Source organism: Stenotrophomonas sp. AC248 (assembly GCF_979258185.1).
The window spans coordinates 1,950,760-1,965,824 of record NZ_OZ409840.1; the positions used below are offsets into that span (position 1 = coordinate 1,950,760).

The 15,065-nt window shown below is 68.4% G+C and carries 13 protein-coding genes; 7 read left to right on the plus strand and 6 right to left on the minus strand.

Going from position 1 to position 15,065, the window contains the following annotated elements:
- Positions 1–74 precede the first annotated feature (74 nt).
- Entirely contained in the window at positions 75–1,316 is a 1,242-nt protein-coding gene (gene serA, locus ACZ0AE_RS08985) for a phosphoglycerate dehydrogenase (RefSeq protein ID WP_137189371.1), read from the minus strand.
- A 187-nt stretch (positions 1,317–1,503) separates the two neighbouring features.
- On the opposite strand from serA, the gene ACZ0AE_RS08990 reads away from it, so the two are divergent.
- The 3 genes from ACZ0AE_RS08990 (at position 1,504) to ACZ0AE_RS09000 (ending at position 5,068) form a co-directional block, all read left to right on the plus strand.
- On the plus strand, positions 1,504–2,892 hold the full coding sequence (locus ACZ0AE_RS08990; protein WP_463600878.1) for an FAD-binding oxidoreductase: 1,389 nt from the start codon (positions 1,504–1,506) through the stop codon (positions 2,890–2,892).
- Between the two features lie 65 nt (positions 2,893–2,957).
- On the plus strand, positions 2,958–3,251 hold the full coding sequence (locus ACZ0AE_RS08995; protein ID WP_392732939.1) for a DUF2388 domain-containing protein: 294 nt from the start codon (positions 2,958–2,960) through the stop codon (positions 3,249–3,251).
- Positions 3,251–5,068: a DUF7844 domain-containing protein gene (locus tag ACZ0AE_RS09000; RefSeq protein ID WP_463600879.1), complete on the plus strand. Its 1,818-nt coding sequence runs from the start codon at positions 3,251–3,253 to the stop codon at positions 5,066–5,068. Before ACZ0AE_RS08995 ends, ACZ0AE_RS09000 begins: the two co-directional genes overlap by 1 nt.
- Here the strand turns inward: ACZ0AE_RS09000 and ACZ0AE_RS09005 are convergent.
- Both ACZ0AE_RS09005 and ACZ0AE_RS09010 read right to left on the minus strand, forming a co-directional pair.
- The gene (locus ACZ0AE_RS09005) at positions 5,046–6,110 is read right to left on the minus strand and encodes an ATP-binding protein (protein WP_038688605.1); all 1,065 of its coding nucleotides are present in this window, start codon (positions 6,108–6,110) and stop codon (positions 5,046–5,048) included. The two genes, ACZ0AE_RS09000 and ACZ0AE_RS09005, sit on opposite strands and share 23 nt — an antisense overlap.
- Complete coding sequence (locus tag ACZ0AE_RS09010; protein WP_102100680.1) at positions 6,110–6,856, minus strand: response regulator; 747 nt, start codon at positions 6,854–6,856, stop codon at positions 6,110–6,112. Before ACZ0AE_RS09010 ends, ACZ0AE_RS09005 begins: the two co-directional genes overlap by 1 nt.
- Positions 6,857–6,982: 126 nt before the next feature.
- On the opposite strand from ACZ0AE_RS09010, the gene ACZ0AE_RS09015 reads away from it, so the two are divergent.
- The 4 genes from ACZ0AE_RS09015 (at position 6,983) to ACZ0AE_RS09030 (ending at position 13,066) form a co-directional block, all read left to right on the plus strand.
- Positions 6,983–8,137: an efflux RND transporter periplasmic adaptor subunit gene (locus ACZ0AE_RS09015; RefSeq protein WP_463600880.1), complete on the plus strand. Its 1,155-nt coding sequence runs from the start codon at positions 6,983–6,985 to the stop codon at positions 8,135–8,137.
- 590 nt (positions 8,138–8,727) lie between these two features.
- The gene (locus ACZ0AE_RS09020) at positions 8,728–11,841 is read left to right on the plus strand and encodes a multidrug efflux RND transporter permease subunit (RefSeq protein WP_463600881.1); all 3,114 of its coding nucleotides are present in this window, start codon (positions 8,728–8,730) and stop codon (positions 11,839–11,841) included.
- A gap of 1 nt (position 11,842) precedes the next feature.
- The gene (locus tag ACZ0AE_RS09025) at positions 11,843–12,232 is read left to right on the plus strand and encodes a nuclear transport factor 2 family protein (RefSeq protein WP_463600882.1); all 390 of its coding nucleotides are present in this window, start codon (positions 11,843–11,845) and stop codon (positions 12,230–12,232) included.
- Positions 12,233–12,331: 99 nt separating this feature from the next.
- Positions 12,332–13,066, plus strand: a complete 735-nt coding sequence (locus ACZ0AE_RS09030; RefSeq protein WP_447593383.1) for an MliC family protein — start codon at positions 12,332–12,334, stop codon at positions 13,064–13,066.
- 24 nt (positions 13,067–13,090) lie between these two features.
- Here the strand turns inward: ACZ0AE_RS09030 and ACZ0AE_RS09035 are convergent, their stop codons facing one another.
- The 3 genes from ACZ0AE_RS09035 to ACZ0AE_RS09045 form a co-directional block, all read right to left on the minus strand.
- On the minus strand, positions 13,091–13,672 hold the full coding sequence (locus ACZ0AE_RS09035) for a hypothetical protein (RefSeq protein ID WP_463600883.1): 582 nt from the start codon (positions 13,670–13,672) through the stop codon (positions 13,091–13,093).
- The gene (gene yeiP / locus ACZ0AE_RS09040; protein ID WP_128098065.1) at positions 13,662–14,228 is read right to left on the minus strand and encodes an elongation factor P-like protein YeiP; all 567 of its coding nucleotides are present in this window, start codon (positions 14,226–14,228) and stop codon (positions 13,662–13,664) included. The genes ACZ0AE_RS09035 and yeiP overlap by 11 nt, the downstream gene beginning before the upstream one ends.
- A 66-nt stretch (positions 14,229–14,294) precedes the next feature.
- Positions 14,295–15,065 (minus strand): SDR family NAD(P)-dependent oxidoreductase, encoded by a 771-nt coding sequence (locus ACZ0AE_RS09045; protein WP_447593385.1) that lies wholly within the window; start codon positions 15,063–15,065, stop codon positions 14,295–14,297.

Here is a 15,065-nt window from a genome sequence, read left to right on the forward strand (position 1 = left end):
CTACACCCGACGCATGACCTTATGCCGTGGAGTCGCGCCACCCATGGGTGACGGGCCCTGGCAACGAACCCAGGTCAATACAACACGCGCGTACGCAGCGTGCCCGGGATCGCGGCCAGTTCGTCGCGCACGGCGCCGGCCTGTGCCTCGCTGGCGGTGATGTCGATCACCACGTAGCCCACCTTGGCATCGGTGCGCAGGAACTGGCCGTCGATGTTGACGTTGTGACGCGAGAAGATCTCGTTGACCTTGGACAGCACGCCCGGCACGTTCTGGTGGATGTGCAGCAGGCGCAGGCTGTCCTCGTGCTCGGGCAGGGTCACTTCCGGGAAGTTGACCGCCGACAGGGTGCTGCCGTTGTCGCTGTAGCGCACCAGCTTGGCCGCCACTTCAACGCCGATGTTGTCCTGCGCTTCCAGCGTGCTGCCGCCTACGTGCGGGGTCAGGATCACGTTGTCGTGCGCGGTCAGCGGCGACACGAAGGCATCGCCGTTGCCCTTGGGCTCGATCGGGAACACGTCCAGTGCCGCGCCGCCGATATGGCCGCTGTGCAGGGCCGCATCCAGCGCGTCGATGTCGACCACGGTGCCGCGTGCGGCGTTGATCAGGTGCGCGCCGGGGCGCATGCGGGCCAGCTGTTCGGCGCCGATCATCCACTGCGTGGCCGGCGTTTCGGGCACGTGCACGGTGACAATGTCGGCGCGCGACAGCAGGTCGTCCAGGCTGATCGCCGCGCGGGCATTGCCCAGCGACAGCTTGGTTTCCACGTCGTGGAAGATCACCTGCATGCCCATGGCCTCGGCCATCACGCCCACCTGGGTGCCGATGTGGCCATAGCCGATGATGCCCAGCGTCTTGCCGCGCACTTCGTGGCTGCCGGCCGCCGACTTGGACCAGCCGCCACGGTGGCATTCGGCGTTCTTCTGCGGGATGCCACGGGTCAGCATGATCGCTTCGGCGATGACCAGTTCGGCCACGCTGCGGGTGTTGGAGTAGGGCGCGTTGAACACCGGGATGCCGGCCAGTTCGGCCGCGTCCAGGTCCACCTGGTTGGTGCCGATGCAGAAGCAGCCCACCGCCATCAGGCGTTTGGCGTTGGCCAGCACGTCGGCGCTGAGCTGGGTGCGCGAGCGGATGCCGACGATGTGCGCCTCGGCGATGCGCGCCTTCAACTCGTCCTCGGGCAGCGCCTTGCTGTGCAGTTCGATCTGCGAATAGCCGGCGGCGGTGAAGACGTCGATCGCGGTCTGGCTCACCCCCTCCAGCAACAGCACGCGGATATCCTGCTTCGGGAACGAGGTCTTCTTCGGCGACATGGGCGGGCGCAGCGTGTAGGGCGGGAGCGCCCAACTATGCCAGAACAGGCGGGGGATTGTGCAGTGCGCCAATCGGCGCGGCGATGGTTTCAGATGCATCCGTTGACACGTTGAAGGGGATGCCGGCGGCCAGGCCCGGCGTGGCGGTCTGCTACGCTTGGGAATTACCTCGTCCTGCCTTGCCGCCATGACCGATCCGCGCCTTTCTTCGCTGTTGCAGGACTGCCCCGGGCTGCGGCTCACGACCGAAGCGGCCGATCTGGAGCATTACGGGCGCGACTGGACCCGGCGCTGGACCCCGGCGCCGCTGGCGATCGCCCTGCCGGGCAGCGTGGACGAGGTGCAGGCGATCCTGCGCTGGGCGAGCACGCACCAGGTGGCGGTGGTGCCGTCGGGTGGGCGCACCGGGCTGTCCGGTGGCGCGGTGGCTGCGAACGGCGAACTGGTGCTCAGCCTGGAGCGGATGAACAAGCCGCTGGCCTTCGACGCGGTGGACCGCACCCTGACCGTACAGGCCGGTATGGCGCTGGAAGCGGTGCACAACGCAGCGCGGGAGCACGGGCTGATCTACCCGGTGGACTTCGCCGCGCGTGGGTCGTGCTCGATCGGCGGCAACATCGCCACCAACGCTGGCGGCATCCGCGTGATCCGCTACGGCAACACCCGCGAGTGGATTGCCGGGTTGAAGGTGGTCACCGCCAGTGGCGAGCTGCTGGAGCTCAACAAGGGCCTGATCAAGAATTCCAGCGGCTACGATTTCCGCCAGCTGCTGATCGCCTCCGAAGGCACCCTGGGCGTCATCGTCGAGGCGACGCTGCGGCTGACCGATCCGCCGCCGGCCAGCAACGTGATGCTGCTGGCACTGCCCAGCTTCGAGGTGCTGATGCAGGTGTTCGCCGCGTTCCGTGAGCGGATGCAGCTGCAGGCGTTCGAGTTCTTCACCGACCGCGCGTTGGAACACGTGCTGGCGCACGGTGCGCAGGCGCCGTTCGAGCAGGTGCACCCGTTCTACGTGGTCACCGAATTCGCGGCCGGCGACGAGGCCCAGGAAGCCGCCGCGATGGCGGCGTTCGAGACCTGCATGGAGCAGGGCTGGGTCAGTGACGGCGTGGTCAGTGCCAGCGATGCGCAGGCCGCGCAGCTGTGGCGCCTGCGCGAGGGCATCACCGAAGCGGTGGCGCGTTACAAGCCCTACAAGAACGACGTGTCGGTGCGGATCTCGGCGATGCCCGCGTTCATGGCCGAAACCCAGGCGCTGATCGGGCAGGCGTACCCGCAGTTCGACGTGGTCTGGTTCGGTCACATCGGCGACGGCAACCTGCACATCAACGTGCTCAAGCCCGATGCCACCGAAGATGCGGAATTCCTGACCCAGTGCGAGCACGTGACCAAGCTGCTGGCCCAGGTGCTGGCACGGTTCGATGGCAGCATCTCGGCCGAACATGGCATCGGCCTGGTCAAGAAGGGTTACCTGGACAGCACCCGCAGTGCGCCGGAAATCGCCTTGATGAAGGCGGTCAAACGTGCGTTTGATCCCCAAGGGCTGCTGAATCCCGGCAAGCTGTTCGACCTGTAGGACGCGACAGGTCTTCACGCAGGCTATACGCTCTGCGCTTTCCCACTTCGAACGACACCATGACGATGCGTCCGATCCTGCTTCTCGCCGTGCTTGCCCTGCCGTTGCCGGCGCTGGCCTCCAGTTTCGCCGGCTCGTCCGCTGGCTCCGCCTCCGGTGCCTCGTCGGCCGGTTCGTCCAGCTCGGACGATGACAAGATCGTGCTCGATGCGCGCGAAGACGCGGCGGCATTCGTTGCCAGCGACGGGGCCATCCGTGGCGCCCGCCTGGAAGCGGCCCTGCTGCACCTGCGCGAGCACGATGCCGCGCAGCGTGATACCAGCGATCTGGCGTTGGCCCGGACCCTGCTGGCACGCTGATGCAGGCGCGTCGCCGGGCCCGCCGCTGGCGTTGGGCGGCCCTGGCGTCGCTGTTGGCCTGTCCCTTCGCGCAGGCCGCGCTGCAGTTAGAGCTGCAGCCGGACGGACTTGATGGGCAGCAGATCCTGGCCGCCGAGCGTGCACTGCAGGACATGCAGCACGTAGTACCTGCCGCCTGGCAGGACCGTTTTGATCGCCCGGTAAAGGTCGGCTGGTCGTCCACCCTTCCAAAACACGTGCATGGCCGCACCCGCCGTGGCGCGATTACCCTGCGCCGTGACCTGCTCGATGACGTACGCACGGGCGAGCCACTGCCGCGCGCGCTGCAGGCCGCGCTGATTCATGAGCTTACCCATGTGCTGGACCGCGCCCCGGGCGGCGGCTGGTCGCAGACCGCGCGATGGCGCGACCTCAGTGGCTGGCAGCAGCGCCCCTGGCGGCTGGGTCGCACCGGCAATCATTTCAGCACGCGCAGCCCCGACGAGTACGAGCGGACCAGCCCGGCCGAGTTCCTGGCGGTCAACGCCGAGCATTTCGTGCTGGATCCCGCATATGCCTGCCGGCGCCCGGCAGTGCATGCATGGTTCACCGCGCAGATCGGTGCCAGCGGACACGCCCCGGACTGCGATGCACGTCTGCCGTTGGTGCAGGCCGACGACGCATCGGGTGCCGCATCGCTGCTGCAGCTGGATCCGGCCCGCGTGTACGCGGTGGACTACCTGCTCGCCGAGGGCAACGACCGGCTGATGAGCCGCTGGGGCCACAGCATGCTGCGGCTGGTGATCTGCGCGCCGGGCCGCGCGCCGGGGCCTGCCTGCCGGATGGACCTGTCCTACCACCGGGTACTGTCGTTCCGCGCGTTTGTCGGCGATGTGCAGATTTCCAGTTGGCGCGGGCTCACCGGTTCGTACCCCTCGCGGCTGTTCGTGTTGCCGCTGAACCAGGTGATCAACGAGTACACCCAGCTGGAACTGCGCGGGCTGTCCTCGGTGCCGCTGCAGCTGCAGCCCGGGGAGATTGCCAGCCTGCTCGAACGCGTGGCCCAGGTGCACTGGAGCTATGACGGCAGGTACCTGTTCGTGAGCAACAACTGCGCGGTGGAAACCGGCAAGCTGCTGCAGGAAGGCGTGCCGGCCTGGGCCACGCCCGGCCTGAACCGGATCACCCCGCGTGGCCTGCTGACACGCCTGACCCGGGAGGGACGCGCCGATCCCACAGTGCTGCAGAACCGGGCCGAGGCGACCCGCCAAGGCTACTACTTCGCCTCGGCGCAGGATCACTACCAGCAGCTGTTCGAGGTGGCCCGGGCCGAACTGCCGCTGGACACTGCCGAGGTGGCCGCATGGCTGCAGCGTCCGGCGGCGCAGCGTGCACCGTGGCTGGGGCAGGGTGGGCTGCGCGCAACGGCGGCGTTGCTGCTGCTGGAACAGGCGGCACGCCAACGCGAGGAACTGCGTGCGCGCGACCAGCTCAAGCGCACGCTTGGCACCCGCGCACAGGGCGCCGACCCGGCACGGGACACCTTGATGGCGCTGCTGCACGACACCGGCCAGCTGGTCAGCCCGGCGGCGCTGGTGCCGGGCGGCGGCTACGGTCTGCCGCTGGGCAGCGAGCAGGCGGCTGCCGCGGCATCCACCGCGGCCATCAGCGCCCGCGGCGTACCGGCGTGGCAGCAGCTGCAACAGCAGCTGCGCGCGCGTCTGCCGGCCGCGCAGCAGCAGGAACTGGTCACGATCGAGAACAACCTGGACCGGCTGGGCGCGCGCATGCGTACCCTGGCGCGCGAGGAAACTGCTACTGACGCGGCAGTTCGATGACAAAGCGTGCGCCGCCCAGCGCACTGGCGGTGCACGATACGCGGCCGCCATGGGCATCGGCGATGGCCTTCACCACCGCCAAGCCCAACCCGCTGCCGCCGCGCTGGCGCGAACGCGAGCCATCGCCGCGCATGAACGGGTCGAAGATGTGCGCGCTCAGGGCGGGGTCGATGCCCGGTCCCTCATCGTCGATGGATACCTGCACGTGGGTGGCGGTGTCATGCACGGCGATGCGCACGCGCCCGGGCGTGGCGTAGCGGCGCGCATTCTCAAGCAGCGCCATCAGGGCCTGGCGCACCCGGGTGGGATCGCAGTGGGCCGGATGCTCCTCGCGCGAGGTTTCCAGTTCCAGCACGAAACCGCCGCTGCGGAAGCCAGGATCGACCAGGGTCATGACCGAATGCACTTCATGCACCACGTCGCTGCGCGCGCGGCGCACGTCCAGCCGCGCGCTGTCGGCCAGGCTCAGCACGCGCAGGTCTTCGATCAGCCGGGACAGGCCTTCCACCTGCGCCAGCAGGCTGCGGAACTGGGCTTCATCGGGCTGGAACACCCCCTCGGCCAGGCCCTGCAGGCGGCCACGCAGGATGGTCACCGGGGTGCGCAGTTCGTGGGCGATCGCGGCGTGCCACATCACCCGGTCGGCATCCATGTTCTGCAGGCGGCGCGCCATGGCATTGAAGTCGTCCACCAGCAGCGCCACCTCGCCCAGCGAGCGGTCGCTGGCGGCGGCCCGCGCGCCAAGGTCGCCGCCGGCCAGCTTGCCGATGCTGTCCACCACCGAATTGAGCGGGGTCAGGATGCGCTGCGACAGCCGTACCGAGGCAGCCACGGCCACGGCGAGGCCCAGCAGGGTAACCGCGGCCATCCACACCAGTTCGGGGCCGGTGGGGGCCCAGCCGGTGGGTTCTTCGGCGTAGGGGTAGAAGTTCACCAGTACCGCGTACAGCAGGTAGGAGCTGAGGATCACCATCACGATCACCGCCAGCACCATCAGCGACATCGACACCACGATGTGCCGGCTCAGGCCCGGGCGGCGCATCAGTGGTCGGCCGCCAGCCGGTAGCCTACGCCGCGCACGCTGGCCGGCACGTTGCCCAGGCCCACGTCATCCAGCTTGCGGCGCAGCTTGCTGACATGGCTGTCCACGGTGCGCTCCAGGGCTTCGCTCTCGGGCAGGCACTCGTGCATGAGTTCGCTGCGGCTGAAGATCCGTGACGGGGCCAGCGCCATGCAGTGCAGCAGTTTGTACTCGGTCAGGGTGAGCAGCAGTTCGTGGCTGTAGCCGTCGCCCTCGACGTGTACGGCGTGGGTTTCGGGGTCGATCACCAACCTGCCAACGCGCAGGATGCCGGGTTTGGCCGGGCCACGCGCATTGAGCGTGCGGCGCAGGACGGCGCGCACGCGCGCGGCCACTTCGGCCGGGTTGAACGGTTTGACCACGTAGTCGTCGGCGCCCATGCGCAGTGCGGTGAGCTTGTCCAGGTCCTGGTCCAGGGCGGTGAGCATGATGACCGGGGTGTCGCCGCGCTGGCGCACGGTGTTGAGCACGGTCCAGCCGTCCATGCCGGGCATCTGCACGTCGAGCAGGATCAGGTCGGGGCGGGCGCTGCGGTGCAGGGCCAGGGCGCCGATCCCGTCCTGCGCGCGCACGGTGCGCAGGCCTTCGCGATGGAGGTAGGCGGCAACGATGTCGGCGATTTCCGGTTCGTCTTCGACGATCAGGACCAGCGCGTTGAGCGAGCGGTCCCAGTGCGCGGCGGCGCTGGGCGAATCGGTGGCGTGCATGCGGGGCAGGGCCAGAAGGTGCTTGTGCTCCATCGTATCTCCACAGTTCCTCCATCGAAACCCCACGCAGGCGCCGCAGACTTCGCCATTCATGATTCTGGCCGCGCGTGTGGCCCTGTGCAGCTGATGAAAACCAACAGGATTCAAACCGCTGTATGGGCGGTGCTTGCGGTCATGCTTGCGGCATGTGCCAAGGACGAGGCGGCGCCGGTGGCGGTGCCGGAGGTGAGCGTGGTGTCGCTTTCGCCTGCGACGGTGCAGCGCGACGATGAGTTGCCGGGGCGTGTGGCGGCGGTGCGTACGGCGCAGATCCGCGCGCAGGTGGGCGGGATCGTGCAGCGGCGGCTGTTCGCGCAGGGGGCGGAGGTGCAGGCGGGTACGCCGTTGTTCCAGATCGACCCGGCGGCGTTCCGTGCGGAGGTGGACAGTGCGCGGGCGTTGCTGCAGCGCAGTGAGGCGGCGGTGGCGCGGACGCGGGTGCAGTCGGAGCGGCTGGGTTCGCTGGCGGCGGCGCAGGCGGTGAGTCAGCAGGCGCGCGACGATGCGCATGCCGAGCACCAGCAGGCGGTGGCGGACGTGGCACAGGCGCGTGCGACGCTGGCGCGGCGGCAGTTGGATCTGCGCTATGCGACGGTGGAGTCGCCGATCGCGGGGCGTATCGATCAGGCGCTGGTGACCGAAGGGGCGCTGGTAACGGCGAGCGATGCGACGCCGATGGCGGTGGTGCAGCAGTTGGACCAGGTGTACGTGGATGTGCGGCAGCCAGCATCGATGCTGGAGGGTATTCAGCGTGCGGTGGTGGCCGGTCAGCTGGATGCGGCGAAAGGTTTGCCGGTAACGCTGCTGGGTACGGGCGGGACGCCGTATGTGGAGCAGGGGCGGATGCTGTTTTCGGGGATCAATGTGGACGCGGAGACGGGCGACATTGTGTTGCGGATCGTGGTGGACAATCCGGCGCGGCGGTTGTTGCCGGGGATGTTCGTGCGGGCGCGGGTGCCGCGCGGGGTGCAGGTGGGTGCGTTGTTGGTGCCGCAGCAGTCGGTGCTGCGTAGTACGGGCGGGCAGTCGTATGCGTGGGTGGTGGGTAAGGAGGGCAAGGCGGTGATCCGGACGATCGAGGTGGATGGTCTGGTGGGCCGGGAGTACGTGGTGAGCCACGGGCTGCAGGCGGGCGAGCGGGTGGTGGTGGAAGGGCAGGAGCGGTTGCAGGAAGGGATGGCGGTGACGGCCCGGCCTTGGCAGCCGGCTGCTGCTGGTGTGAAGGCGAAAAGCGAAAGCTGAAAGGCCAGAGCTGCCTTCAGCACCTGCTCTGTGGCTGGGCCGGGGCGGGTAGGTTCACGGGACACGCCGCAAGTACGTCCGTGTAGGCTCCGTCGCGCCATCCATGGCGCTCAGGGTCCCGTGAACCCACCCACCCCGACCCTCGACACTGGGCTGGTGGCCTTGGGCGAGCGAAGTGCAACGGCGGCGTTTCTCGGCACCTGTCGCGATCCAATCGACGTGGGGTCCTCTGTCTTTGGTCTTGTGGAGCGAATGCCGCAGGTGCAGTGGAAGCTCTGCTTTCCTGTGCGCGCCAGCCATGTGTCAGGGGCTGGTGCGGGTGGGGTTGCGGGACCCTGAGCCGCATGGATGCGGCGACGGAGCTTACAGGGATGTACTTGCAGCGTGTCCCGCAACCCCACCCGCACCTGCCCAGCCCGGTGCAGGCGCGGACAGTAGCTCTTGCCCTTGCCCTTGCCCTTGCTCTTGCTCTTGCTCTTGCATCGCAGTGGCCTGAGCAATCCCGCAGTACGACGAAGAATCTTTTTTGTGGATGACGATGCCACTGCACCGGCTGCTTTCGCCGCGGTGCGACGGCGAGAGGATGTTGCATGCCGCAGTTTTTCATTGAGCGCCCCGTGTTTGCGTGGGTGCTGGCTATTTTCGTGGTGCTGGCCGGTGCGCTGGCCATTCCGCGCCTGGCGATCGAGCGCTATCCCAGCGTTGCGCCGCCCAGCATCAGCATCTATGCCAGCTATCCCGGGGCATCGGCGCAGACCATGAACGATGCCGTGGTCGGGCTCATCGAGCGCGAGCTGTCCGGGGTCAAGCACCTGCTGTATTTCTCCTCGTCCACCGATACCTCGGGTGAGGCCTCCATTACCGCTACCTTCCGCCCGGGCACCGATCCGGAGCTGGCCCAGGTGGACGTCCAGAACCGCATCAAGGCGATCGAATCGCGGCTGCCGCAGGCGGTGCGCCAGAACGGCCTTGGCGTGGAGGCCGCCGATTCGGGCTTCCTGATGCTGGTCGGGCTGCGCTCCACCGATGGCCGCCTCGACGAAGTGGCCCTGAGCGACTACATGGCGCGCAACATCGTCGAAGAACTGCGGCGCATCGATGGCGTGGGCCGTGTGCAGCTGTTCGGTGCCGAACGTGCCATGCGGATCTGGGTCGACCCGGCACAGCTGGTGGCCTACCGCCTCACCCTGGGCGACCTGACCACCGCGATCAGCGAACAGAACGCGCAGATCGCCCCCGGCCGGGTCGGCGATTCGCCGGCGTTGCCGGGCCAGCGGGTCACCATTCCCCTCACCGTGGAAGGCCAGCTGAGCACGCCCGAGGCGTTCGCCGCCATCGTGCTGCGGGCCAATCCGGACGGCTCCCGGGTGGTCATCGGTGACGTGGCGCGGGTCGAGCTGGGCGCAGAAAGCTATGCATGGTCCACCCGTGAGAACGGCGCGCCGGCAACCGCGGCGGCCATCCAGTTGTCGCCCGGGGCCAACGCAGTGAAGGTGGCCGGCGCGGTACGTGCGCGCATGGCCGAACTCGAACCCACCCTGCCGGTGGGCATGCAGTCCACGGTGCCATTCGACACCGCGCCGTTCGTGGCGATCTCGATCCAGAAAGTGCTGATTACCCTCGTCGAGGCGATGGTGCTGGTGTTTGCTGTGATGTACCTGTTCCTGCAGAACATCCGCTACACGCTCATCCCGGCCATCGTGGCGCCGATCGCGCTGCTGGGCACCTTCGCGGTGATGCTGGCGGCCGGCTTCTCGATCAACGTGTTGACCATGTTCGGCATGGTCCTGGCGATCGGCATCATCGTCGACGATGCCATCGTGGTGGTGGAAGGCGTCGAGCGGATCATGGCCGAAGAAGGCCTGCCGCCACGCGAGGCCACCGCCAAGGCGATGAAGGAGCTCACCGGTGCGGTGATCGGCATCACCCTGGTCCTCACCGCGGTGTTCATTCCGATGGCGCTCGCCGATGGGTCGGTGGGCGCGATCTACCGGCAGTTCAGCCTGGCCATGGCGGTATCGATCCTGTTCTCGGCGCTGCTGGCGCTGACCCTGACGCCGGCGCTGTGCGCCACGCTGCTCAAGCCGAGCACGCGCGGCCACCACGGGCGTGGTGGTTTCTTCGGCGCGTTCAACCGCGGCATGGCGCGCATGACCGACGGCTACCAGGGGCGCGTGGTGCGCATCCTGCAGCGCGGTGGACGCAGCATGGCCGTGTTCGCCGCACTCGTGGTGGCGCTGGGGCTGGGTCTGCATCTGCTGCCCGGCGCGTTCCTGCCCGAAGAGGACCAGGGCTACTTCATGACCTCCATCCAGCTGCCGGCCGATGCCACCGCCGAGCGCACCCTGGAGGTGATGCAACGCTACGAGGCACACATCGCCGCGCGTCCGGGCATCGCCTCCAACCAGGCGATCATGGGCTACAGCTTCGCCGGGTCGGGGCCGAACGCGGCCATGGCTTACACCATGCTCAACGATTGGGACGCGCGCGCCGGTGCCACCGTGGCCGACGAGGTTGAACGCGCGCAGCAGGCCATGGCCGCTGCGCCGGAAGGTCAGGTGATCGTGGTGACCCCGCCGGCCATCGACAGCCTGGGCACCTCGTCCGGGTTCGACCTGCGCCTGCAGGCGCGTACCGGCCAGAGCCAGGCGCAGCTGCAGGCGGCACAGCAGCAGCTGCTGGCGCTGGCCGCCGCCAGCCCGCTGCTGCGCGACGTGCATGCCGAAGGCCTGCCATCGGGCAGCACCGTGCGGTTGGAGATCGACCGGCACAAGGCGCAGGCCATGGGCGTGGGCTTCAGTGCGATCAGCGACACGCTGTCGGCGGCGATGGGCTCGCAGTACGTCAACGATTTCCCCAATGCAGGCCGCCTGCAGCAGGTGATCGTGCAGGCCGACGCACCGCACCGCATGCAGGTGGACGACGTGCTCAAGCTGCACGTGCGCAATGCCAACGGCGGCATGGTGGCGTTGGCCGAGCTGGTCACCCCGGTGTGGTCGCAGACGCCGCTGCAGCTGGAACGCTACCAGGGCTTCCCGTCGCTCAGCCTGTCCGGCAATGCGGCAGCAGGCGCGTCCAGCGGCCAGGCCATGGCCGAGATGGAGCGGCTGGCGCGGCAGTTGCCGGCCGGCTTCGCACTGGCCTGGACCGGGCAGTCGCTGCAGGAGCGCGCCTCCGGTGCGCAGGCGCCGTGGCTGATGCTGCTGTCGATGCTGGTGGTATTCCTGGTGCTGGCCGCGCTGTATGAAAGCTGGTCGATCCCGGCGGCGGTGTTGCTGGTGGTGCCGTTGGGCCTGCTGGGCGCGGTGGCGGCCGTGCTGTTACGCGGGTTGCCCAACGATGTGTTTTTCAAGGTCGGGATGATCACCGTGATCGGGCTGTCGGCCAAGAACGCGATCCTGATCGTGGAGTTCGCGCGCCAACTGCAGTTGCAGGGGCATAGCTTGGTCGACGCGGCGATCGAGGCGGCACGTCTGCGGCTGCGCCCGATCCTGATGACGTCGCTGGCGTTCGCGCTGGGCGTGGTGCCGTTGATGCTGGCCACCGGCGCGTCGGCCGAAACCCAGCATGCGATCGGCACCGGGGTATTTGGCGGGATGCTGACCGCCACCGTGCTGGCGGTGTTCTTCGTGCCGCTGTTCTACGTACTGGTGCAGGGCGCACGCCGCTGGCGCTGGCCATGGCGGCGACGCCGGGAGGAATGACATGAGCACGACCGTGCTTGAACACACCATCGCAACGGCCGAGGCGCAGGTGCTGCAGCTGCTGTTGGCGCAGGACGTGGACGCACTGCAGGTCTGGCTGTCGCCGTCCCTGTTTTTCAGCGACGGGGCAGGGCAGTGGTTGGGCGCCCATCCCTGTCTGACGGCGTGGTCAACTGGACAGCTGCGGATCACCGCGCTAGAGCAGGCTGCGGTGGAACCGCTGGTGTGCGGGCAGCTCACCCTGGTATCCAGCGACGTGCGGCTGCGCTATGCCGACGCGGCCGGCGAGCACGCGCGTGCGCTGCGCCTGCTGCGGGTGTGGGCCAGCGCATCGAACGCGGCCGGCGTGCACCTGCTGTCAATCGGACTGCTGCCGCCGCGCGGGGTCTGAACCGATGCTGCAGCCCATGGAGTCAGGGCTGCTTCACCTCCTGCTGCAGGCTGCGGGCTAGGATGGTTCGCTGAACGCAACAACCGCAAGGAGTCCAACATGCGTGCATCCCCGTGGCTTTTCAGCCTGGCCATCGCCACCGGCCTGAGCGCCTGCCAGCCCGCGCAACGTGCCGAGGGCAACGCCAGCGAGGCGGGTGCGGGCGAGGCGCCGCCGCCCATGGCCGCTGCCACCTCCGACGAACGCAGCTACGCGTTCCAGTGTGGCGACGTCGCCGTGCAGGCCACCTACCGCGGCCAGGATTCGGCCAGCGTGGTGGTGGAAGGTCGCACCTACCCGATGGCATCGGAACCGGCAGCGTCCGGCGCGCGCTACGGTGACGGGCAGGGCAATGTCTTCTGGACCAAGGGCACCACCGAAGGCACGTTGCAGTTGAAGGGCGAGCCGGATCGCACTTGCACGGGCAGTGGTGAACAGGGCGCTGCAGCGCCGCTGCCGACCGCGCAGGACGCCACCGCGGCCGGCTTCCGCGCCACCGGCAACGAGCCGGGCTGGCTGGCCGAAGTGGCCGCCGGCGCCACGCCGCACCTGCGCGTGGAAACCGACTACGGGCAGCGCACGCTGGAGATCGCAGCGCCGACCCAGGGCAAGGATGGCTGGTCGGGCACGGCCGCAGACGGCACGCCGGTCAAGCTGACCTTCCAGCGCACGGTGTGCCAGGACGACATGAGTGGGCAGGCGTTCGGTGCCACGGCCATGTTGACCGTGGGCGCCCGCCAGTATCACGGCTGTGGGGATTTTGCCGGGGCTCCGGCCCTGGCCGCCAAGCCGTAAACGCCAGCCGCATACGCGTCGCCGCTACGGCTGGCAGTCGGCCGCCGGTACCGGACCGGTGAACAGGTCGTAGCGCTTGCCGACGCCGCGCAATGCGTGGCGGATTTTGCACTCGTCGTGATGGCGTTCGTACAGTGCCGCGAAGATCCGCTCGCGGCCGTCGCAGTACTCCGCTGAGGCCTGTTCCAGCTCCTGGCGGCGTTCCTCGTCGTAGGGCTCTTCGCCGGCGAAGTGCTGGCACGTGTTTTCGCGTTCGAGGAAGGCGCGCACATCGGCGGGCATCGCGCAGTAGATGCGGATGTCGGCCAGGTTACCCACGTCGCCGGACACCTCGCAGCCCGCAGCAGCGCGTGCGCGTTCCAGCTGCTCCAGGTCGGGCATGCCGACGTCCTCGTCGGCATCCGCATCCGCATCGGGCGGTGCATCGGCGGCGGCGGCTACGGCAACATCGGGTGCCTCCTCCGTCGCGGGTGCAGGCGTGGCCGCTACGGGAGCTGCGGCGGCCGGCACCGCGTCGACCGGGTGCGTGCCGCTGTCGCCTGCCTGCGGCGAACACGCCGCAAGCAGGGACAGGCAGCCCACCAGCGCCAGGCGCTTAGTCGGCACGACCGGCGAACTCACCGGTGGCGGTGTTGACCAGCACGCGCTCGCCGTTGGCGATGTACTCGGGCACCATGATTTCAATGCCGGTGCTGAGCTTGGCCGGCTTCGGGCGCTTGGTGGCGGTGCCGCCCTTCATTTCCGGCGGGGTTTCGACCACTTCCAGCACCACGCTGGTCGGCAGCTGCACGCCCACCGGGGTCTCGTCGATCACCTGCACGTAGATGCCGGTCAGGCCATCGGTGATGTAACCGGCGTCATCGCCCAGCACTTCCGCGTCGACCATGTACGGGGTGTAGTCCTCGTCGTCCAGGAACACGAACGCGTCGCCGTCCTTGTAGGAATACGTGGACTGGCGGCGCAGCAGTTCGACTTCGGGCAGGTTGTCGTCGGCATCGAAGCTGGCATCGAGCTTGTTGCCGCCCGGCACGCTGTACATGATGAAGCGGAAGCGGACGTTGCCGCCGCGACCCTGCGGCGAGCTGCGCTCGATGTCGCGGATCTGGTAGACGCCGTTGTTGTATTCGACGACGTTGCCTTTCTTGATGTCGTTGGCTTTCATGGAATGAAGGTCGGTTCGTGGGAGGTCAGGGTGCCTGTCCGGGCACCCGGCGGGATGGGTGTCTGTTTACTTGGGCGCCAGGCGCACGCCACCGTCCAGGCGGATGGTTTCGCCGTTGAGGTAGGTGTTGCCCAGGATATGGCCGACCAGGCCGGCGAAGTCGTCGGGCTTGCCCAGGCGCGGCGGGAACGGGATCGAGGCCGCCAGCGATTCCTGCACGGCCGGCGGCATGCCATCGACCATCGGGGTCCAGAAGATGCCCGGGGCAATGGTCATCACGCGGATGCCGAAGCGCGACAGCTCACGCGCCATCGGCAGGGTCATGCTGACCACGCCGCCCTTGGAGGCCGAATACGCGGCCTGGCCGATCTGGCCCTCGTAGGCGGCCACGCTGGCGGTGTTGATGATCACCCCGCGCTCGCCGTCGTCGCCGGGGGTGTTGTGCTGCATGCGGTTGGCCGCGGCCTTGGCCACGTTGAAGCTGCCCACCAGGTTGACCATCACCGTGGTCTGGAAGTTGGCCAGCGGCATCGGCGCCTCCTTGCCCAGCACGCGGCCGGCACCCAGGATGCCCGCGCAGCTGATGGCGACATTCAAGCCGCCCAGGAAGTCGTGTGCGGCGTCGATCTGCGCGGCCACGGCCGCCTCGTCGCTGACGTTGGTGGTGAAGTAGCGCGCGTTGTCGGCGCCAAGCGCCGCCACGGCGGCCGCGCCCTTGTCGTCATTGAGATCGAACAGGGCCACCTTGCCGCCATGGGCAACCAGGAACTGGGCCACGGACAGGCCGAGGCCGGAGACGCCTCCGGTGATGACGGCACGGACAGAAGACAGCTGCAT